At 63.5% G+C, this 22,589-nt stretch carries 13 protein-coding genes and 1 pseudogene; 8 read left to right on the forward strand and 6 right to left on the reverse strand.

The genetic code is table 11. From position 1 onward, the window contains the following. Nucleotides 1–31: 31 nt before the first annotated feature. From AAH991_RS14235 to AAH991_RS14245, 3 genes are all read right to left on the reverse strand, one after another. Entirely contained in the window at nucleotides 32–586 is a 555-nt protein-coding gene (locus AAH991_RS14235; protein ID WP_346226270.1) for an HD domain-containing protein, read from the reverse strand. 64 nt (nucleotides 587–650) lie between these two features. After that, complete coding sequence (locus AAH991_RS14240; protein ID WP_346226271.1) at nucleotides 651–1,130, reverse strand: GntR family transcriptional regulator; 480 nt, start codon at nucleotides 1,128–1,130, stop codon at nucleotides 651–653. Then, entirely contained in the window at nucleotides 1,114–1,467 is a 354-nt protein-coding gene (locus AAH991_RS14245) for a hypothetical protein (protein ID WP_346226272.1), read from the reverse strand. Before AAH991_RS14245 ends, AAH991_RS14240 begins: the two co-directional genes overlap by 17 nt. 165 nt (nucleotides 1,468–1,632) lie before the next feature. Here AAH991_RS14245 and AAH991_RS14250 point away from each other — a divergent pair, with 165 nt between their 5' ends. After that, nucleotides 1,633–2,358, forward strand: coding sequence for an XRE family transcriptional regulator (locus tag AAH991_RS14250; RefSeq protein ID WP_346226273.1), 726 nt, complete (start codon nucleotides 1,633–1,635; stop codon nucleotides 2,356–2,358). A gap of 553 nt (nucleotides 2,359–2,911) precedes the next feature. Here the strand turns inward: AAH991_RS14250 and AAH991_RS14255 are convergent. Beyond that, nucleotides 2,912–4,266, reverse strand: a pseudogene (locus AAH991_RS14255) (IS481 family transposase); the annotation flags it as partial. A gap of 1,115 nt (nucleotides 4,267–5,381) precedes the next feature. Here AAH991_RS14255 and AAH991_RS14265 point away from each other — a divergent pair. The 7 genes from AAH991_RS14265 (at nucleotide 5,382) to AAH991_RS14295 (ending at nucleotide 20,651) form a co-directional block, all read left to right on the forward strand. Next, nucleotides 5,382–7,829, forward strand: coding sequence for an McrB family protein (locus AAH991_RS14265; protein ID WP_346226274.1), 2,448 nt, complete (start codon nucleotides 5,382–5,384; stop codon nucleotides 7,827–7,829). Continuing rightward, nucleotides 7,826–9,133 (forward strand): McrC family protein, encoded by a 1,308-nt coding sequence (locus AAH991_RS14270; RefSeq protein WP_346226275.1) that lies wholly within the window; start codon nucleotides 7,826–7,828, stop codon nucleotides 9,131–9,133. Before AAH991_RS14265 ends, AAH991_RS14270 begins: the two co-directional genes overlap by 4 nt. 109 nt (nucleotides 9,134–9,242) lie before the next feature. After that, nucleotides 9,243–12,437: a helicase-related protein gene (locus AAH991_RS14275; protein ID WP_346226276.1), complete on the forward strand. Its 3,195-nt coding sequence runs from the start codon at nucleotides 9,243–9,245 to the stop codon at nucleotides 12,435–12,437. Next, nucleotides 12,437–13,195 carry a DUF4391 domain-containing protein gene (locus AAH991_RS14280; protein WP_346226277.1) on the forward strand — a complete coding sequence of 253 codons (759 nt, stop codon included), beginning with the start codon at nucleotides 12,437–12,439 and terminating at the stop codon, nucleotides 13,193–13,195. Before AAH991_RS14275 ends, AAH991_RS14280 begins: the two co-directional genes overlap by 1 nt. Nucleotides 13,196–13,212: 17 nt before the next feature. Then, complete coding sequence (locus AAH991_RS14285; RefSeq protein WP_346226278.1) at nucleotides 13,213–15,141, forward strand: site-specific DNA-methyltransferase; 1,929 nt, start codon at nucleotides 13,213–13,215, stop codon at nucleotides 15,139–15,141. Nucleotides 15,142–15,154: 13 nt separating this feature from the next. After that, nucleotides 15,155–18,121, forward strand: a complete 2,967-nt coding sequence (locus AAH991_RS14290; RefSeq protein ID WP_346226279.1) for a type III restriction-modification system endonuclease — start codon at nucleotides 15,155–15,157, stop codon at nucleotides 18,119–18,121. Between the two features lie 769 nt (nucleotides 18,122–18,890). Further along, nucleotides 18,891–20,651, forward strand: a complete 1,761-nt coding sequence (locus AAH991_RS14295) for an ATP-binding protein (protein WP_346226280.1) — start codon at nucleotides 18,891–18,893, stop codon at nucleotides 20,649–20,651. Nucleotides 20,652–21,161: 510 nt separating this feature from the next. Here the strand turns inward: AAH991_RS14295 and AAH991_RS14300 are convergent. Both AAH991_RS14300 and AAH991_RS14305 read right to left on the reverse strand, forming a co-directional pair. Beyond that, entirely contained in the window at nucleotides 21,162–22,220 is a 1,059-nt protein-coding gene (locus AAH991_RS14300; RefSeq protein WP_346226281.1) for an ATP-binding protein, read from the reverse strand. 30 nt (nucleotides 22,221–22,250) lie between these two features. After that, nucleotides 22,251–22,568: a hypothetical protein gene (locus AAH991_RS14305; RefSeq protein WP_346226282.1), complete on the reverse strand. Its 318-nt coding sequence runs from the start codon at nucleotides 22,566–22,568 to the stop codon at nucleotides 22,251–22,253. Nucleotides 22,569–22,589 lie beyond the last annotated feature (21 nt).

The following is a 22,589-nucleotide window of genomic DNA, read 5'->3' on the forward strand; positions in this document are numbered from 1 at the left end:
TACCTCAGATCGCCTAATGCAGTCGGGCGGTTCAGGCCCGTTGCGCAGCCAACGCGATCTCGACCGCCTGCACCGCGGTCAGAATGCAGGGCGTAGAGGTCGTGATGGAACGGCTCACCAGATGCTCGGGGCCATAACGGGAGTGGATCTCGGCTAGTCGCTCATGTACGTCGAGGTGCCGGCCGTCGGGGCCGGTGGTCATGTCGCAGTAAGTCAGCGCGTCGGCCAGCTCTCGCCGCTCTGGGGCGAACTCCTTGGTCAAGGCGTCGTACAGGTCGCGTTCGGTGGCCTCGTTGACGGCGCAGGAGTGATGGGCGACCAGGCGGCACAGGCGCTCGTCGGCGCCCGCCACATCACGCAGGTAGCGGGCGCCGTCGAGGGGGTGAAACCCGGTGTCGACCAGCTCCGGGGAGTAGCCGATGTCATGGAGGTAGGCGGCGGCTGCCAGCGTGTCGGCCTCCTCGCCGAGGATCGGGGCCAGGGACGCGGCCCGCGCCGCAACACCCTGGGTGTGCGCCCAGCGTCGGGGCAACGGCTTGGCTAGGAGTCGTTCGGCCAGATCACGCGCCCACTCAGCTTGTCCCATGAGACAGACGATAGGCACTCCGCAGCCCTGACCTAGAGCTCCAACCCGGACGTCCCAGGACGTCTCACTCCTGGTGCTGCACGAACCGGCCCTTGCCCTGCTGGGACACGATCAGGCCCTCTCGCTCCAACTCCGCGAACGCCTGCCGCACCGTGTTGCGCGACGCCTCATACAGCCACCGGAGTTCGGCTTCGCTGGGCAGCAGGTCTCCGGGGCTGAGGTCGCCCCGCTCGATTCGCCGCCGCAGCTCGCGGGCGATGAGCTGGTAACGATATGAGGCATCGACCGGCGCGTCAGCGCCTTGCACGAGCCGCCCCTTCGAGGGGACCGTCACAATCAACCCCTCTGACTCCAAGGTCCGCAACGCACGACGCACTGTGTTGCGGGCAATGCGGAACTCCGCCGTCAGAGCGGTCTCCGAGGGCAGCGCCCGCCCCGCCGGATAGACACCCGTCGTAATTCGCTCGCGCAGCCGCTCAGCCAGCTTGCCGGAGACGCGCTGCCCGGTCAGCCACGCCTTGCGCCGTTCAGGAGCGGTGTGCATCGAGGATCTTCGTCAGGTCGATCCCGAGCTCTCCCTGTTCGCCCTCGCGCCAGCCGTCCCGCGCAGCCTTCTCGATCCGGTCGGCCGCCAGCAGCAGGCGCAGGCATGAGACCCGCTCGTCATGCTGGTCACCCCAGTAGAACCACAAGAACGCCAGATGGACATAGACACGGCGGGGCCGCAGCCGGCTGTCGGTCACGTCCAGGGCGGGCCGGTTCTTTTCATCCAGGATCAGGACCGCCGTGGTCCCGCGCTGTTCCAGCTCATCCCGCAGCTCCGTCAAGAGCTGTTCCTGATACTCGCGCTGCCGCTTCTGGATCGGCCGCAGTTGCTCCATGCCCTGACACGCTCCTTTCGGCTTGGCGGTGGGCGCGTTCATCGCGCCCATGCCGAACGAGCTTCCGTCGAGGCGGGGGAACCTCTACACCGCAACTGAGGGACGTCTAGGGACGTCTCATGTTAACTTCGCAGGCAGAGCCGCCGCCCCCAGGAGGTACACCCCGTGAGCGACACCCTGCGCCATGCCCTTGCCCGGGCCAGACTCGGAACCGTCGACGTCGCCGCCGCCCTCGAAGTGGACCCCAAGACGGTCGACCGCTGGCTCAAAGGCCGAATCCCCTACCCGCGCCACCGCTGGGCGCTCGCCGACATGCTGCAACTCGACGAGGGGGACCTGTGGCCCGACGTCGCCCAACCGCGGCGAACCATTTCCCACGAAGTGAAAGCCGTCTATCCCCACCGCTGGGTCGTACCGCAGGCTATCTGGCGGCGGCTCTTCCAGGGCGCGAGTCGCGAGGTCGACATCCTGACCTACAGCAGCCTGTTCCTCGCCGAGGACACCGGCATGATCCGCCTGCTGGCCGGCAGAGCCGAGGTAGGCGTGAAGATCCGCGTCCTTCTCGGCGACCCGGACAGTCCCGAGGTGGCCGCCCGAGGAGACGAAGAAGGGATCGGAGCCGACGTCATGGCCGCCCGAGTACGGAACGCCCTCATGCTGTACCGGCCGCTCCAGGAGGTCGACGGAGTGGAGATCCGCCTCCACCGCACAACGCTCTACAACTCCATCTACCGGGCCGACAGCGAGCTTCTCGTGAATGTCCACGCCTATGGCACACCAGCAGCTCAAGCCCCCGTGTTGTACCTCACGGCCACCAAGGACGAAGACAGCGCAGTCGTCTACCTCACCAGCCTCGAACGCGTCTGGGCCACGGCCGAACCGCTCCGTTGACGACACGTCCCGCGACTGTCTAGTCCCATGAGATGCCTGACGTTTCTGTCCCAGGACATGGACGACAGGTGATCTAGGAAACATGGTCGACCTTGCGGGGTCGGTGAGCTTTGTGGTTCCGGATCGGGATGTCGGTGGTCCGTCGCACCGTGCGCGGCCCCTCGTCCAGGTCGATCGTGAAGGTCGTGTCGCTGACGTGCACGGTGACGACCTCGCCGGCGTGCCGGCGGCCCAGGGAGACGGTCTGACGGCACACCATGATCACACCGAAGGAGTTGGCCCGGCGCTGCACCGTGACCGGTGACCGGGCCAGCACAGGAGGCGGACCGGCGGGACGGGCACCTCGCAGCAGCAAGCACTTGGGCCAGATCAGCGGGTTGGGCCGGGTACGCAGCAGCTCTCGAGTGTCGGGGTCGAGGAACATCAGCGTGGTCTCCTCGATCCGGATGGTGACCCGGCGCCTGGCCAGGATCTCGGCGGCCAGCAGGTAGCGCCCTCCCAGGCTGACCATGCCGTACTTGGTCACCGTCCGCTCGACCTCGAGCGCAGCGTCGGTCTCGGCCTGCGGCAGCGGGGACGGCCCGGCGGCACGGCCACCGCGGGCGAACAACGCGGCCAGGTCCGCCGTCGACAGATGCGAACGCAGGCTCTTGAGCCGCACCCCACCGGCCAGCAGATGGATCACATCCGTATCGGCCCAGAAGGTGAGCACCTGCCCGGCGCGGGAGGTCCCGAGCCAGAACTGCTTGCCCGCCACGCCGAGGTTGCCGCTGGGCGGCACCACCCGCTCGAACTCGATCGGCCCGCCCTGCCACACAGCAGACACCGGGGCCGGTTCCACCTGCCCGACCCCGGCCTGATCGCCGCTGACCTCACCGGGCGGCTCCTGGTGCCTGGGGTCGGCGACATCGGCAGGCAGCTCAACAGGCGGCTCAGCGGCGGCAGATGAGGGTTGCGGCGCCCCGGTCAGGATGGGCGGCACCCGCAGCGGCAGCAGGTCCCGCTCAGCCTCCGGGACCGGGTTGAACCGCTCGGCTGGGCAGGCCATGTCCAGGCTCTGATGCGGCCGGACGGTGTTGTAGCCGGCCACCCAGGCATCCAAGGCGGCCTGCACCGCGGCCAGATCCTCAAACGGGCCGGCGTCGTCGAGTAACTCCCGGCCCATGCTCTGATGAAACCGCTCCACCTTCCCCGTGGTCGTCGGCGAGCGCGGCTGGGTGAGCCGATGGGTGATGCCGTTGTCGCGGCAGATCCGATCGAACAGCACCTCACCGCCATGACCGAACCGCGCGGTGAACTGCTTGCCATTGTCCGTCAGCACCTCACCCGGCGCCCCGAACGCGCGCAGTGCCTCGACGAACGCCAGGCAGACCGCCCGCCCGGTGGCCCGCAGCACCGCCTTAACGATGACGCAGTAGCGGGACTGATCATCGACGCCGGTCACCACCTTGACCTCGCGACCATCGGCCAAGAACACCCCGCCGACGATGTCCATCTGCCACAGCTCCATCGGCGCGTCCCGCTCCCAGCGGCGGAAGACCTGCTTACGACGACCCGTCCCGGGCTGGATCAGGCCATGACGCACCAGCGCCCGATACACCCCATCCGCGACGGCACCGGAACCACGCCCCGCCGGGCGACCTCATGCGCCAGCCGGACCGGACCCCACCGCGGATGCTGCCGCCGCAGCTCACACACCAGCACCTCCACCTGCGCCGGCATCTGCGACGGCGACGAGAGCGGACGCCGCGAGCGATCCACCAACCCGCCAAGGCCCGACTCCCGATAGCGCGACACCCACCCCGACAACGTCTGCCGCGCCACTCCCACCTCGCGCGCGACCTCGGTGACCGTCGCGCCGGCCAACACCGCCAGCACCGCCCGATACCGCTGCTCGACAACGGACAACTCCACCAGGGCCAATCCCGGCCTCCTGACGCGCGACGCCCGCAAACGACGCACGCCAGACTGACCGACAACGGCACCTGTCACCCATGTCTTGGGACCGGAGTGTCAAGCATCTCCCGGGACACGACAGGCACACCTGATCACTGCCGGAAGCAACTTTTCTTCTCGCCATCGAGGCGGTCCGCCTGCGGCGGCCCGCGTCGCGCGCCGGTCGGCCAGCCGGCCGGGCATGCGGCTCTCCGGCCGGTCCCGGCCGACGCCGCCCGCGCGCTCCTGAACCACCGACACCGGACGCCCCAGACGAGCAAAGATCACCGAAGCCAGCACCGGGACCAGGACGACGCGGACATGTCCGCCGAGGAGCCGGGGAAGAACCGCAAGGGGCTCCGCCCCCTGCACCCCCGGCCCTCCTTGGAGATGAGCCGGAAAGGGTACGGGTGGCCAGGCGGTCATCTCCTCGCCGGCCACCACGAGGGATGCCGGACCAACCGCCCGAGGTCAAGCCGCCGAGTGCGGGCAGGCCAACCAGCAGGCGAGGAAGGTCACCGGGACGCATGCACACACGACCGACGGCTTGACCCCAGGCGTCCGGCCCGGCATGGCTACGCCTGCCCGACGAGGAGATGCCCACCCACAGCGCTCGCTGCTTGTGGCACGTTGCGTTCCTCAGCCAGGTTTCGACATGAAAGCCGCCATTTGAGATCACACTTCGGCCGCTCTTTACTACTTGCTGCTACGCGTCGCTAGGCTGCTTGAGGATCTAGACGAGGAGGTGGCGAGTGTCTGACCATGTCATTGAGAAACGGATCATTAACTCGCCCTACGTGCGGCCGAGCACGCACTTTGAGTTCAACAGCTACGGAGTGCCCGGCCATGACGACCGGCTCGCCGACGTGTCTGCAAACCCAGGGCCGTAACGACGAGGCCCAAGTCTGGGCTCCGCGGCCTGCAGACGGTTAGGACCAAGCTCGGCATCCCGGAACTGCTCGACAACCACCTCTCCACCAGCGGAATGCAGCTCAACCTTCTCATGAAGTATTCGGAACGGTTGGGAAGCCAATCAGGCCGCCCTCGCCCACCTCGCCAACCACCGTCGCTGCCTGACCAGGAGCACCATGACCGAGCACATCATCCACTACGAGGGCCGGGACTACGACCTCGTCCCATCCACCGGCCGCGTCATTTGCTCGGGCCGTGGCTATGCCCTGCATCATCTGGAGGACTGCACCCACCTTGAGGGTGGGGCGCAGGAAACCTGGCGCTTCTACGATGATCCCGACGGTCTGACCTGGCGCCGCCTCATCGATTCCGCGCCCAGTGCGGACAGGCAGTCACGCCGCGAGTTCGCGGCGAAGGCGGGCCTCCTCAACGGCCAGGGAGCTCCCATTACGAGCACCTGCGAGAGCTGCCTGTTGAAACCGATCTCGGGGACTCGGATCTTGCCGCTCGACGAGGCTTTCGCGCAGTTCGACCGGACATCCGTCGCCGACCGCGTCGCCCAAGCTAAGGACGACATCGAGCGGACGCAACGGGACTTTCCCCGAGATGGCTGGACATCTATGCCGCTGGAGCGTTACGCGCTGGGCGTGGACGACTACAAGAACGCCTTCTGTTACCGCCTGGAGTTCGGTACGCGGGCGATCGCCAACATTACCGGCGGCAGTGCCCGCAAGCATCTGATCTTCCTGCAGAAGAAGGACAAGACCTGGTATCACGATGCCGCGTACTCCAACGAGCAGGCTGCATGGGCGGCCGTCCGTCAGGGCTTCGTGGATGCGTTCGACGCGGTCGAGGCGGGCAACCTGCAAGTGGTCGACGAGATCGACGCCCTCCGCTCAGGCGCCTCAGTAGCGGCCAAGGCATGTTATGTCTACTTCCCCCACCGGTTGCTGCCGATCTTCGGCAAGGACCACGTCCACCACTTCATCAGGCTGCTGTCCGACCATGACCCTAAGCACCTCGGCCGATTCGCCGCTATCGAGCTGCTGAAGAAGATAACCGACGACACCGGCCTGTTCACCGGCTGGCACACCCTGGAGATCGCCCGTTTCCTCTACTGGTGGTCTGACCCCCGGCAGGGCTTCTCGATGGTGAAGATCTCTCCTGGTAAGGAGGGCGTGCACTGGGAGGAGTGCCTGGCCGGCGGCTACATCTGCGTCGGCTGGGACGAGATCGGTGATCTCACGGCCTTCACCTCGGAAGAAGAGTTCATGGACACCTTCCGCGTCGTCTACGCCAATGTGTATGGCAACCAGAGCAAGATGACCGCGAAGGCTCGGGAATTGTGGCGGCTCACGCAGCTGAAGCCCGGCGATCGGGTCATCGCCAACCGAGGTACTCACGAGGTTCTCGGCCTGGGCACCGTAACTGACCCTGGCTATATCTGGAACGACGAGCGTGCGGAGCAGCGTCACACTGTGACGGTAGATTGGGACACCTCCTACGCTCAGACCCTGCCCGAACCGGAGAAACGCTGGGGCATGGTCACCGTCGCGGACGTCCCGCAGCGGTTATGGCGGGTCATCCTGTCAAACGACCGGACTGCCCCCGAGATCGAACCAACGACAATGCCGGTCCCGATCACCATCGAAGATCCGTATCTGACCAAGCTGGCCGATGCCCTGGAGCGCAAGGGCCAAGCTGTCCTGTACGGCCCGCCCGGCACGGGCAAGACCTACACCAGTCTGCGCTTCGCGGTCTGGTGGCTTTCGACTCGCCTGGGGCACGGCCTGTCGCCCGCCGACACCGACTACGGCAGCACTGAGTTCCGGGCGACCCTGGATCGGCTTGCCACGCGTCAGGGACGTGCCGCCGCCTACCTCACCCAGGTCACCTTCCACCCCGCCTACGGGTACGAGGACTTCATCGAAGGGTTCCGGCCCGTCGATGACGGCGCCGCCGGGCTGCGGCTGTCGCTGGTGGACGGCGTCTTCAAACGCATCTGCCAGACCGCCGAGCAGGACCCTGGTAACCCGTACCTGTTGTTGATCGACGAGATCAACCGCGGCGACATGCCAAAGATCTTCGGCGAGCTGATCACCCTGCTCGAACGGGACAAGCGCGGGCTGGCTCTCATCCTCCCGCAGAGCGGCCAAGAGTTCCGCGTCCCGCAGAACGTGTACGTCCTGGGCACCATGAACACCGCCGACCGCAGCATCCGCCTGCTCGACTCGGCCCTGCGCCGCCGTTTTTCGTTCGTGGAACTCCTGCCGGACACCTCAGTTCTGGAAGGCTTCCACGTCGGCAAGGTCCACCTGGCCGACCTGCTACGCGAGCTCAACCTCCGAGTACTTCGCGAACTCGGCCGCGAACGCCAGATCGGTCACTCCTTCTTCCTGACCGGCGGCTCCCCCATCAACGACGAGACCGTCCTGGGTGCGGTAATCCGCGACGAGATACTTCCGCTCCTGCAGGAGTACGCCTACGACGACTTCTCCATGCTGGCCCGCTTCCTGGGCGCCGACATCGTGGACGTCGTGGGCCACCGCCTCCACGACCTCAACGACGACGAACTCCTCGACGCGCTGTACGCCGAACTTCAGGTCGACGCGAGCCAGCGATGACGATCGTTGAACTGGACGAATACCGGACCGTCCGAGTCGCCGGGCTACGTCCCAGCCCGGCCGACCGCGACCTGGCCGTCTCACCGGAGCTGCGCAAGCGGCTGGAGCTCCGCTGGCTCGCCGACGGCGACCTGGAGATCACCGCGGGTTCGCACGTCGGGGTGGTCTCCCTAGACTGCGCGTCTATCCACATCCGGCCCAAGCTGGTCGGGCGTGAGCTGGCCGTCCTGCGGATGCTCGACTACGCCAGCGGCCTGTCGGCCCTGCGTCACCTGGACACGGTCCGGGATCTCCCCGGTGCTGGTCCTCACCTACGCGACCTGGTGTGTCTGTTGCTGACCGTCGAGTGCGAAGCGCTTCTACGGCACGGCCTGCGCCGCGACTACGTCCGGCGCGAGGAGTCCCTCCCCGCCGTCCGGGGCCGGCTGCTTCACGACCGGCAGCTCCTGCGCCGCTTCGGGCAGCTTGACCGGCTCGAATGCCGCTTTGAGGAGTTCGACGCGAACATCCTCGACAACCAGCTGTGCACCACGGCCCTGGACCTGGCCGCCCGAACCACCGCCGACGAGAAAGTCCGTGCCCGGGCCCGGCGGGCCTCCACCGAGTTCTCCAGCCTCTGCCCAGCCGTCGTCGTGGACCATCGGCTGGCCGCACAGGTGCTCACCTATCACCGTCACAACGAGCACTACCGCCAAGCCCACTGCTGGGCGTTGCTCTTGCTTGGGCACGGCGGTTTCGCCGATCTGTACGCCACGAGCGGCCCCAGCGGGCAGACGTTTCTACTGGATCTGAACTCCCTGTTCGAGGCCTTCGTGACTCGGCTACTGGAGGAGGCCTTCCACGGCACGGGCATCGCCGTCCGGGCCCAGCCCGAGCTGAAGGAGAGCATCGGCTACCGGGACGGGCGGCGGTACACCACGATCACGCCCGACATCCAGCTGACCCGAGGGCACGGGCAGACGGCCTGGCGCCGGTCGGTGGACGTCAAGTACAAGCTCTACACCGACCGCAAGATCAAGCCCGCCGACCTGTACCAGAGCTTCGCCTACGCGACGGCGCTCAGCCACGTGGGCTCAACCGAGACCCCGACCGCGCACATCCTCTACGCCAGCGACCGGGACCACACACCCGAAGAGGTCACCCTCCGCCGACATGACGGCTCCACGGCAGCCCAGATCACTGCGCTCGGCCTGAACGTTCCCAGCCTCATCGCGGCCCTGGGGACACCGAAACTTATGCTCGCTCTCACCGGGATCCGTACAGCAGTGACTTCTGGGGAACCTGTGCCGCGAATTACTCATTAGCGCAAAAATCATGAACAATATCAACAGCACGTCTCGGGGTACGGCTGGACATTTCAGCTGACCGAGGTCGGGGATCACGTCCAACACCTATGGGTTAGGAAGTAGCAACGTGAGGCTTGTCGCCAATCATGGAACAGATCGCGTCATCGACCTGATGCGCCCGTGGCTCCAACCTGGCAACCAGCTGGACATGATCACCTCGGAACTCTCCCTCTTCGCCTTCAACGAACTCCAAGACGCCCTGGCCAATCTGACAAAGCTCCGAGTGCTTCTCCCGGCGGACGGCGCCGCCCTTGCCCTCCTAGGAGGTCCGGAAGATCGAGCCGCCCGAAACCAACTGCGGACTCGATGGCTGGCTGCCCGAACCGCTGACTGGCTTGAAGGACAAGGCGAGGTGCGGCGTGCGCGAGGCTCGATCCCTCAGGGGAGCCTGGTACTCCGTGACGCAGAGGCCTCGCCCCAGCAGACGATCTCCGGCGCGCTGGCCTTCAGCACGCAGGGGCTGGGCACCACACCCGGAAACCCACTGAACATCATCCACGCCTCCGAGAGCAGGATGGAGAGTGCGGCATTGGCCGCCTTCTTCGACGCACAATGGGCGTCTCTGGGTGGAAGCAGAGACGCCCGCGCCGATGTCGTGGAGGCACTGCGGTCGATCGCCGCAGAGAAAGATGCCTCCGCCCTCTATCACCTGATCCTCCAGCACCTCTTTGGTGAACGCGATGACGAGCTTAACGAAGAGAAAATCGTCAATTCTGCCACAGGTATCCGAGAGACAGTCGTCTGGAACAAGCTCTACAAGTTCCAGCGCGACGGTGTTGTCGCAGCCATCGACAAGCTGAACCGCTTCGGCGGCTGCATAATTGCCGACAGCGTCGGCCTGGGTAAGACCTTCGAGGCACTGGCCGTCATCAAGTACCACGAGCTGCGCAACGACCGTGTTCTTGTCCTGTGTCCGAAACGGCTGCGCGACAACTGGACCTTGTACACAGCTAACGACAAGCGCAACATCCTCGCCTCGGACAAGTTTAACTACGACGTTCTCAACCACACCGACCTTTCGCGTGAGCGTGGGCATTCCGGTGACATCGACCTCTCCCATATCAATTGGGGGAACTATGACCTCGTCGTCATCGACGAGTCCCATAACTTCCGCAACAAGAAGTCCCCGAAGCAGGGCAGCGAGACCCGCTACGACCGGTTGATGCGCCAGATCATCAAGGAGGGCGTCAAGACCCGAGTGCTCATGCTTTCCGCGACACCAGTGAACAACCGCCTGGCAGACCTCCGAAACCAGATCGCCTTCGCCACGGCCGGAGATGACAACGCGCTCTCTGAGCGCGGCATCACCAGTATCAACCAAACAACTCAGGTCGCGCAGAAGCAGTTCAACCGCTGGCTAGACCTGGCGGAGGAGGACCGCACCCCCGCGAGGCTGGTGGAGATGCTGGGCTTCGACTACTTCACCCTGCTCGACCAACTCACAATCGCCCGTTCCCGTCGTCACATCGAGAAGTACTACGACACCGCGGAGGTCGGGCACTTCCCCGAGCGCCTGAAGCCACTTAACTTCAAGCTCGACGTCGACCTAGCCGGGGAGTTCCGTCCAATCCGGGAGCTCAACCTCGAAATCCGCAAGCTCAACCTCGGCGTCTACGCCCCTATGCAGTACGTCCTGCCGCACAAGCAGGCAGAGTATGAGGCGAAGTACTCCACCAAGCTCGGCAGCGGGAAAGGGATCTTCAAACAGGTCGACCGTGAGCGCAGCCTCATCAACCTGATGCGGGTCAATGTCCTCAAGCGCCTGGAGAGCTCCGTCCACTCGTTCGCGCTCACGGTGGAACGCATGATGCATGCGGTCGACGATCTCCTCGACCGCATCGCGGCGCAGTCCGGTGAGATCGAGGAACCCGACATCACCGAACTCGATATCGATGATCCCACCTTCGAGAGCCTCCTTGTCGGCAGGAAGGTGAAGGTCCTGCTCACCGACCTCGATCTTGTACGGCTCACGCAGGACCTGAGAGAAGACCGGCAACGTCTCAACTCCATGCACCGGGCCGCTCAGGAGATTGACGCCAGCCGCGACGCCAAGTTGCACGCCCTCCGCGACATCATCGGCAGCAAGTGCGACAACCCCATCAACGCCGGCAACCGCAAGATCATCGTCTTCACCGCCTTCGCTGACACCGCCGCCTACCTTTATTCCGAGCTCGCGGTCTGGGCGAAGGAGACCCTGGACGTGGAAAGTGCCCTGGTTACGGGGTCCGGCGGCAACAAGACCACACTCCCCGGCCTGCATAAGGATCTTGGTTCCATCCTGACCGCGTTCTCCCCGCGCTCGAAGGAGCGCCCCGAAGAGTTCGCGGCGGAAGGGGAGCTTGAGCTGCTCATCGCCACCGATTGCATCTCGGAGGGCCAGAACCTGCAGGACTGCGACTGGCTCATCAACTACGACATCCACTGGAATCCGGTCCGGATCATCCAGCGCTTCGGCCGGATCGACCGTCTGGGCTCGACTAACCAGCAGATCCAGCTGGTCAACTTCTGGCCCAACATGGAGCTGGAGGAGTACATCGACCTGGAGCGACGCGTCAGCGGCCGGATGGTCTTGCTGGACATCTCCGCCACCGGCGAGGAGAACCTGATCGAGCAGGACGCCGGAGACCAGATGAACGATCTGGAATACCGGCGCAAACAGCTCCTGAAGATGCAGGACTCCGTCGTCGACCTGGAGGACCTGTCTAACGGCATCTCCATCACCGACATGACGCTGACGGATTTCCGGATCGATCTCGCAGAGTATCTCAAAGCGCATCCCGGCGAGTTGGACGCGCTTCCCTTGGGGACGAGCGCGGTCATCACCACCGGCGAGGCGGACATCCCGCCCGGCGTCATCTTCTGCCTGCGCGTCGAAGGCGAAGCCGCCGCCCGAATCGCCGAGCCGGGCTATCCGCTCGCTCCTTACTACCTCGTCCACATGAGTAGCGACGGCGCTGTGTTATTGCGGCACGTTCAGGCCCGGCAGATCCTCGACCGGCTTAAGCGTCTGGGGTCAGGCCGCGACATGCCCGACACGGCGGCCTACGCACGGTATGACGAGGCGACCGCGCGTGGCCGGGACATGCATGCCGCACAGAAGCTCCTTGCCGGAGCGGTGCGATCGGTCACCGGCAGGAGCGAAGAGCGCGCCGTCGCGAGCCTTTTCACTCCGGGTGGCACTCACGCGCTAAAGGGCGAGTTCGCCGGCGTCAACGACTTCGAGGTGACCGCCTTCCTGGTCGTGCTCTCCGAGGAGCTCTGATGAGGGCAGCGGATCTGATCGCAGCCCTTGGGCTGCCCGCCGATACAACGATCGCCAAGCGTGTCCCAAAGTCCGAGCTGGTGGAGCACGGCCGCTTCACCGCGGCCGACAAGCGCCAGATCAACGCCGTGGTTGGGGAGCTCCGGTGGGAGGCGTCGCTCAAGCCGAACACCGTAGGTATCGCCGCTTATCGCGACGACAAGCACGAGTATCTCGAGATCCCGGTTCTGGCGGCAGTGCTTCGTGAAGGTGCCAGGTCGCCCCGGCTCAACGTGCTACTCCACCGGGCCGTGCCCTATCCCGTAGTGCTGGTCACAGAGCAGAGCGAGTCCGCGACGTTGTCGCTTGTCGGCAAGCGCAGGTCACTTAACGAGGCCGAGGCATTCGTCATCGAGGGTGAGCCGACCGAGGTCACCTTGGACGCTGGGGTCACCTCTGACCTGCTCCAGCCCTTCTTGGACGCCCTCGCCCTCTCACGTCAGCCGCGATACACCCTACGCGACCTCTACCTGGACTGGACTGAGACGGTCGAGGCGCTCCACGCCGCCCGCATCACCGGCACATTCTCCCTGGCGGCAACCCGGGAGCAGGCCGCTGTGCGGCGGCGCGCTCTGAGCGACTACGCCCGGCTGGAGACCGAGCTGTTGCGGTTGCGTGCCCAGGCGGGCAAGGAAAAGCAAATGCAGCGCCAGATCGACTTAAATAATAAGATCGGACGCCTCAAGGCCGAGTGCGCTGCGGCTCGCGACCACCTATGACCACGGAGCGAACCCTCGTGAAGAAGATCACCGCTGGCAACCCGGAGTTCAGCTCGATGGACCTCACCGCCGCGAACCTCACGCACCTCAAGGCGTTGTTCCCGGAAGCCTTCACCGAAGGAAAGATCGACTTCGAGGTCTTGAGGCAGCTCCTCGGCGGGGTTGTTGAGGAGCGTGAGGAGAAGTACGGCCTGAACTGGCACGGCAAGCGCCGCGCCCGGCAGCTTGCCCTCACCCCCAGCCTCGGTACTCTGCGCCCCTGTCCCGAGGAGAGCGTGGACTGGGACACTACCCAGAACCTCATGATCGAGGGCGACAACCTCGAGGTGCTGAAGCTCCTCCAAAAGAGCTACTCCGGCAAGGTCAAACTGATCTATATCGACCCGCCCTATAACACGGGCAAGGACTTTATCTATCGCGATGACTTTCGGGACAATATCAAGAACTACCTGCGGCTGACCGGACAAGTAGACGGTAACGGCTACACGCTGTCTAGTAATACCGAGGCCTCCGGCCGCTTCCACACCGAGTGGCTCAACATGATGTACCCTCGCCTGAAATTGGCCCGCAACCTCCTTAAAGAGGATGGAGGAGTAATCCTCGTTTCGATCAACGATGTGGAGGCAGCATCTCTCCGCTTCATGCTTGACGAGATATTCGGCGAAGAGAATTTTCTCTGTCAATTCATATGGAACAATGAAGGAAACGTAGACCAGCAGAGCAAGATCAAGGGCGTACACGAGTATGTGCTCGCATATGCAAGAAATCTGGCCACTATTGCTTCACCAGAAGTTATTGATCCAAATATCGAAGAGACCAGCAAGCTTTATAAAGATCGAGTAGAAAACACAATCACGAAGAATGGCCCAGCAAACCCACCATCGATTGTGACATTGCCGAAAGGATTCCCGGCAGTCTTTGATAATGGGATGATTAAGGAACGGACGGATGCATGGCCGCACATCTTGGATGATCTAGTTGTGAAAGACGGTAAGCTGGAAAAGCCTGGCAGGGTTAAAAGCGGCTGGAGTTCACGAAATCTTCTGCAGCTGTTCATCGATAATGGCTGTATTCCCATTCAAGATGGCGCGGGAAAGGAAACCAGCTTTGCACTCACCGCCCAAGGTGCCATCTATGTGTACAAGCAGCGGCAGCAGAATGGAGGGCACGTTGTTTCGGTAATTCGAAACGTGGGCACGTCGAAGCAGAACAGCATGAGACTGGCCAATTGGGGCATTAATTTTCCATACCCCAAGCCCTTGCTGCTAATTCAATATCTCGTCCAGATCTTTACTCGCAATAATGATAATGATGTCGTTATGGACTTTTTTGCGGGATCTGGAACCACGGGGCATGCAGTTTATCGCTTGAACTCGATTACGGCCGGAAATAGGAGACTGGTTCTTGTTCAATTACCCGAGGAGGCGACCACTGAAAGCCTTGCACAGATAACTCCTAGGCGCCTGCGAATGGCGGCACAAGAAATTAGAGAAGAAAACCCTCTATTCGAGGGCGACCTCGGCTTCAAGATGTTTAAGTTGGATGCTTCCAATCTGCGCGCCTGGGATCCAAACGCAGAAAATCTTGAGCAGATTATATTCGAGCACGTCGAGCACCTGTTGCCCGGCCGTAACGAAAAAGACCTTCTCTACGAGGTGCTAATCAAACGCGGGGTAGACCTCTGCAGCCCGATCGAGACACGGAAGATCGCGGGCAAGACGGTCTACACCGTCGGAGGGGTACTGTTCGCCTGTTTGGGGCAGGAGATCACCCCGGATGTGACGGAGACGCTTGCGCTCGGCATCGTCGAGTGGCGTAAGGAGCTCGACCCTGCGACTGAGAGCACGGTGGTCTTCCGGGACAGCGCCTTCACCGACGACGTGGCGAAAGCCAACACCACGGAGATCCTGAAGCAGCACGGTTTCGTCAAGGTCGAGAGCCTGTAGGGAAGGTTTTGCGTTGAAGCTGCATTTCGAGGCCGATCTCGACTACCAGCGCGCGGCAATCGACGCTATTTGCGGACTCTTCCAGGGGCAGGAGATCTGCCGGAGCGAGTTCACGGTTGTCCGTGAGAGCGGAGGCTCGGCGCTTTTCGGCGTCTCCGATCTGGGCATCGGCAACAGGCTGACCCTGCTCGATGACGAGATCCTGAGCAATCTGCGGGAGATCCAGAAGCAGAACGGGCTGGTCACCTCCGCAGAGCTGACCTCGGGTGACTTCACCGTAGAGATGGAGACGGGTACCGGGAAAACCTACGTCTACCTGCGCACGATCTTTGAGTTAAACCAGAAGTATGGGTTTACTAAATTCGTCATAGTCGTGCCGTCGGTTGCGATCAAGGAAGGTGTCTACAAGTCCCTCCAGATCATGGGGGAGCACTTCAAGACCCTCTACAACGGTGTCCCGTTCGAGTACTTCCTCTACGACTCTGCCAAGCTCGGCCTGGTTCGCAACTTCGCGACCAGCCCGCAGGTTCAAATCATGGTCACCACGGTTGGCGCGATCAATAAAAAGGACGTCAATAACCTCTACAAGGACACCGAGAAGCTCGGTGGTGAGCGCCCGATCGAGCTGATCAAGGCAACCCGACCGATCGTGATCGTGGATGAGCCGCAGAGCGTCGACGGCGGGCTCAAGGGCGCAGGCAAGACCGCGCTCGGTGAGATGAACCCCCTTTGCACACTCCGCTACTCCGCCACCCACGTGGACAAACACCACATGGTTTACCGGCTCGACGCCGTCGACGCCTACCAGCAGAAGCTGGTCAAGCAGATCGAGGTGGCCGCCGCCACCGTGCAGGACGGACACAATCGGCCCTACGTCCGACTCTTGTCAACCAATAACAAGAATGGCGTCATCACTGCCAAGGTCGAGCTGGACGTCGAGATCGCCGGTCACGTTCAGCGGCGCGAGGTGAGCGTCCAGGACGGCGACGACCTTAGGCAGACCACCAACCGCGGTGTCTACGCGGACTGCGCCATCGGTGAGATCCGCGCCGCGAAGGGCGACGAATACGTCGAGCTCAGGGTGCCCGGCGGTGAACAGTTCCTGCGGCCTGGACAAGCCTGGGGGGATGTGGATCCGCTTGCGGTACAGACTGAGCTAATCCGTCGCACGATCCTGGAGCACCTCAGGAAGGAGCAGCGGCTGCGCTCGCATGGCATCAAGGTGCTGAGCCTGTTCTTCATCGACTCGGTCGAGCGATACCGCGCCTACGACGCCGGCGGGAACGAGATCAAGGGCGCCTACGCGGAGATCTTCGAGCGAGAGTACCGGCGAGCCGCGCGTCGGCCCGAATTCCAGACTCTGTTCGACAAGGTTGACCTCGACGCCGCAGCGGAAGAGGTACATGACGGCTACTTCTCCATCGACAAGAAGTCCAAGCGGGCGATCGACACGAGCGAGAGCAACGCGAGCGGCCGTGAGAGCGCGGAGGACGCCTACAACCTCATCATGAGGGACAAGGAGCGTCTTCTCAGCTTCGATACACCGCTCAAGTTCATCTTCTCCCACTCGGCGCTCCGCGAGGGTTGGGACAACCCGAACGTGTTCCAGATCTGCACCCTCCGTGAGATGGGATCGGAGCGGGAACGCCGTCAGACCATCGGCCGCGGTCTCCGTCTCTGCGTGAATCAGCAGGGTGAGCGGGTCCGCGGGTTCGAATACAACACGCTGACGGTTATCGCTACAGAGAGTTACGAGGAGTTCGCCGAGAACCTGCAGAAGGAGATCGAAGCGGACACGGGGATCCGATTCGGTGTCATCCGGCCGGACGAGTTCGCCGCGATCGTCATCGTTGGCGATGACGGACAGGCCGAGCAACTAGGCGCGGAAAAGTCGCGTCTCCTCGTCAACTACCTAAAGGCCGAGGGCTATGTCGACGGCAAGGGCCGGGTTCAGGATTCATTGCGGCAGGTCATCAAGGACGGCACCCTCTCAGTGCCGGAGCCGCTGAAGGCACACCTGCCGCAGATCACGGAAGTCATCAAGAAGCTGGCAGGTCGCCTGGAGATCAAGAACGCGGACGAGAGACGTTCCATCAGGGCCCGCAAGGAGGTCCTCTACAGCGAGGAGTTCAAGGCACTCTGGGACCGGATCAAGTACAGGACCACCTATCGGGTCCAGTTCGACAACGAGAAGCTCATAAAGGACTGCACGGACGCGCTCCGAGGGGCTCCGCCGATTCCAAAGACGCGGCTCCAGTGGCGCAAAGCGGATCTCTCCATCGGTCAGGCCGGGGTGCTGGCCAAAGCGCAGACCCATAGTGCCGACACTGTCACGCTGAACGAGTCGGATATTGAACTGCCTGACCTCCTCACCGATCTGCAGAATCGCACGCACCTCACCCGACGTAGCATCCATAGGATCGTCGTCGCGAGCGGCAGACTTAACGACTTTCGCCGCAATCCACAGCAGTTCATCGAACAGGCCGCGGAGGCCATCAACCGCTGCAAGCAGCTTGCACTGGTTCAAGGCATCAAGTACGAGCGCATTGGCGACAGCGAGTACAGCGTCCAGGAGCTATTCGAAGCCGAGGAACTCACCGGATACCTCAAGAGCATGCTGTCCGACGTCCAGAAGTCGGTGATGGAGAGCGTCCTCTACGACTCCCTGGTCGAGAAGGGCTTCGCCGAGGACCTCGAAGCGAATGACCGAGTCAAGGTGTACACCAAGCTTCCCCGAGACTTCAAAGTCCCGACTCCGCTGGGCTTCTACAACCCTGACTGGGCCATCCTGATCGACACAGAGGACGGTGAGAAGCTGTATCTGGTCGTGGAGACCAAGGGCGGCCTACAGCTCGGCGACCTCCGCGACAAGGAGAGTGCGAAGATCGAGTGCGGCAAGGCCCACTTCAAGGCCATCGCCATCGGCGACAATCCGGCTCAGTTCCGAACCGCGACCAGCGTCGAAGACATCCTTACATGATCCTCATATGAGGAAGGCGACCCGCCGTTCCCGCGATCGGCCGCGGCCGCCTCCGTAGTGACCTGCGATCCCCGCGTTCTTCACGGAGCAGCCCCAACGCGGGGATCGCTGAAAGGCCTGTGCGGTCGTAATGCCGCTGGGCATCTCTCCGCACTGCGCAATTTGCCTGCGCCGACAGCGCCTGGTAGACGCCTTCTGGGCGGCAGATCGGGGTGATCTGGAGGATCATGCCAGCCTCGCCGGCCAGGGTGACCTGCTTGAGACGGCTGGTTTCACAGCTGATCTGCCGCCGACTTTGCCCCGCCAAGGTTTGACGACGCGGGTCAGCAGCAGCCGACAGATCAACGCATGCGCGCGGATGCGGTGTTCGAGCCCGATGGAAGACCGGTCGCAGGAGGATGTCGCGGAACCCGCCTCTCTGCCTCCAGCGGTGTGGGACATACACGGGATGATCTTTGCGACGGCGTTGGACGCGCAAGGCAAAGATGCAGCTCACACTATGTAAGCCGGGTGCAAGGCCGCCGCTCTCCTAAAGCGGGTGCCGCAGGTTCGAATCCTGCCGGGGGCACTTTTCCGCACAAAGGTGGACATGCCGCCTTTCCTCGCTCTGCGATGCATCGATCACGCTCGATCTTGGCCCGTCTACCTCTGGTCTTCCAGTCGATCTCCAGTAGCTGCATCCTCTATAGCAACTCGGCATGCTAACGAGCATGCTTGTTGGCATGCTCGTTAGCATGTTCCGTCTGTACTGGCTGGCGGGGAGAGAGTGGTGCAGGACGAGGAGCTAGCCGAGATCATCAGGAACCTGCGAACGCTGGGCGGAGACATCTCCGATGTGGAGGTGAAGAAGTCCCAGCGCGAGTTGCCGAAGACAGTCCGGGAGACCCTCTCGGCCTTCGCCAACACCGGTGGTGGGGTGGTTATCCTCGGTCTGGACGAGACCAGGGGGTTCGCGGCGACCGGCGTGCACGATGCCCTGAAGCTCTCCAACGATCTGGCCTCGCTCTGCTCCACCGACATGGAGCCCGCCTTGCGACCGCTGATCCATGTCCATGATTTCGAAGGCGTGAAGCTCGTCGTCGCGGAGATTCCGGAACTGGATCCGGCCCAGCGGCCGTGCTTTTACCGAGGCGCCGGGATGACCAAGGGCAGTTTCGTCCGCGTCGGTGACGGTGACCGACGTCTGTCGAGTTACGAGGTCCAGATCATGCTGTCCTCACGAGGTCAGCCTCGCGAGGACGAGCAGAGCGTTGCGGGGACCGGCCTTGATCTTCTCGATCCGGTCATGCTGGAGACATTCATCGCGCGGGTACGCACCAGTAGGCCGTACGCCTTCAAAGATCTGGACCGCGATGCGCTGCTCAGACGGGCCCGAATACTGGTGACCGGGCCTGACGGCGCGGATAGTCTTTCCCTTGCGGCACTGATCGCGCTCGGTTCCTATCCTCAGGAGCACTTCCCACAGCTGATGATCAGCTTCGTCCACTACCCGCCGCCCACCAGCGACGCATCGGCGGTGGGGACTCGGTTTCTTGACAATGTCACCATCGAGGGCCCCATCCCTGTCATGGTCCGCGACGCGCTGGCGGCGGTCCGGCGGAACATGTCCAGAAGGGCCGTCATCGGAGGAGCCGGCCGACAGGACGTGTGGGAATACCCCGAAACCGCTCTCCGAGAGGCTGTAGTCAACGCGCTAGTACACAGAGACCTCTCCAGCGCTGCCCGTGGCACGCAAATCCAGATCGAGATGTACCCCGACAAGCTGACCGTCCGGAACCCCGGCGGCCTGTTCGGCCCGGTCACCATCGACAACCTCACCGACGAGGGAATCTCTTCCACACGCAACGCGACCCTAATGAGGATCCTCGAAGACGTTCCCATCCCAGGTGAGACACGAACGGTCTGCGAGAACCGGGGTTCCGGAATCCGCGCCATGGTCGCCGCGCTCCGCGCAGCCGGAATGAGCCCACCGCAGTTCGATGACCGGATCTCCTCTTTCACCGTCACCATCCCCAACCACGCGTTGCTGAGTGAGAAGACCGTGAGATGGATCGAAAGCCTCGGAGAGAGAGGACTCACCGACAGCCAGTGCATCGCACTGGCGATGCTCCAGGACGGGGAAATCTTGGACAACCGCTCCTACCGGAGTACAGCCGGTGTGGACTCGCGGGTCGCCACGGCCGAGTTGCAGGATCTCGTGGCACGCGAGCTCGTGTTTCAAACAGGGACCCGGCGGTGGGCCCGTTACGAACTGTCCCAACGGCTGCGCGGCCGTACCTCTGCTGGGACCTCGGCATCCACGCGGGCCGACCGGCGTCCGCAGTTGCTGGACGCGCTCGGCGACGAAACTCTCTCAAGAGCCGAGTTGGCCCGGCGCACCGGGCTCACGGATCAGACGGTACGGCGCTGGCTCTCGATCATGCGAGAGGAGGGCACGGTGGAACTGGTCGGTAGTTCTCCCCGCAGCTCAACCGCCCGGTACCGCAAGACGCGTCAGGGCTCTCTTTTCCCGCCGGCCGGTCCTCAGTAGTGAGAGATCGGCACCCGGTCCATGGCGTGATTATGCGGTTGATCAGTGTCCGAATCGTCCCCTGGCTACCGCAATCCACGCCTTCACGACAAGGCGACCGCGGGAAGCCGCAGATGGTAGCGCTGTAGATTTGCGTGTGCCTGGCCGGGGCACTCTTTGATCAGCTCAAATAGCCCCTCACCTGGGATTTCTCCTCAATCACTTGATGCTCTGATCCGGTCGCGCGCCGCTGTAGGCAGGCGCAGGTCAGCGACCCCGGACTATTCGCGGGATGATTCCGGGGCGTGGCGCTACTGCTCGCACACTGGTACGCACCGCTGGCACGCCGACCAGGCAATCCGCGGATGTAGCAACGGCACAGGTAGACACTGCACATGCAGCCACACACAGCCTGCCGGCCGGCGTGCAAGGCAGGTTGCTCCCAGGTAGCGTCTCGGTCTCGCCCGGCCGTACCCACAGTCCTCTGCCGGGCCGTTCAGAGGCGGCCGTGAGCGATCGACTGTTCGCTTGTCAGGTCGTCGGCGAAAGAGAAGGCGGGCCGTCGGCCGCTATTTCGTGGCCCGGGACTTCGGACAACGGCACGGTCTCCTCGCTCACAAGCCTGATGTCCGGATGGCTCTTGCCCACCTCGACCCGGGCGCGGCGGGCCGCGGCGATGTGCGTGCGAAAGTCCGCCATCTGTACGTGCTGCCCGTCCAAGGACCGGGTGGCGGCGTTCGCGGCGGCTAAAATGATCACGTTGACCAGGTCGCCGCCCGCGAGCCCGAGGGACTCCTGTGCCAGCGACTCCACGTCGAGGTCCGTACCCCTCGGCAGTTCCTCCGGCAGCATGTGCGACCACAGCCGCCGGAGCGTGTCGAGGTCGGGTAGTTCGAACCTGATGTGATCGAGGATGCGCCGAACGAACGCGGCATCGTAGTTCTTGGGGAAGTTGCTGGTGAAGACGACGAGACCGTCGAATCGATCGAGCTGGCGCAGCATGACGGCCCGTGAGACGTTGACACCATGGTCGGCACTCTGCCGGACCTCACTGAGCCGACTACCGAGAATGGAGTCGGCCTCGTTGAACACGAGGACGGCGTTCGCTTTCCTGGCTGCGGCGAAGCAGCGGATGATATTTTTCGGCGTCTGACCGACATAGCGCGACTCCATCGCCGCGTAGTCGACATCGATGATCGGGCGCTTGAGGCGATGCGCAAGGGCCTCGGCACACAGGGATTTACCGGTCCCCGAAGGGCCGTAAATGTTGATCGCGGTGCCGCGCCGGTAGGGGTCGAGTTTCTTCAGACCCCATTTGTTGTAGATCAAATCATGGTGGTCGAGTTTGCCCAGCGTAACTTCGATGCGCTTCTTCACCTCGTCCGGGATGATGAGGTCGTCAAGAGAGCGAAGCGGATCCTCCGCCACGAACCGGATGTCCCGCTCCGACTCGTCCATCGCCGCGCGGAGTTCGTCCGCCGCCTTCGCATCGGGAGACCGGTCCGTGTAGCTCCCGGCGGACCGGGGCGCCCGCCCCTCCGGACCTTGGCCGCCGTGTTCGTCGTGTATGGGGTGCCAGTTTTTGGGCATGCGGTCTTCTTCTTCCTCCGCCGGGGACCGTCAGAGCGGCCAGTTCCGGATGACCTCGGTGCCACCGGTGTTCCAGAAATCAGCTCGGATCTCGGGTGGCAGGTAGTCCCGGTGCAGCCTGAGCTCGGCCTTGACCGTGGATCCGTCTCGGTACTGGCACTGCAGCACGGCGTCGATGTTCGTATCGCCCCTATGGGCTCGGTGGAAAGTGCAGGTGATCTCAGAGATCAGGCCACGAAGGCGACTGTCGGTCGCGGCCGGCCCCCGGGAGAGTGCCGCGTGCACCTGTCCGGCGTCAATGCCAGTTTCCTCTGCCACCTTGGCGCTGAGGGTGTCCGCGACGAGCATCCCGAGTCGGGAGACCGCTGG

It is taken from the genome of Microbispora sp. ZYX-F-249 (genome assembly GCF_039649665.1).
Classification (GTDB): domain Bacteria; phylum Actinomycetota; class Actinomycetes; order Streptosporangiales; family Streptosporangiaceae; genus Microbispora; species Microbispora maris.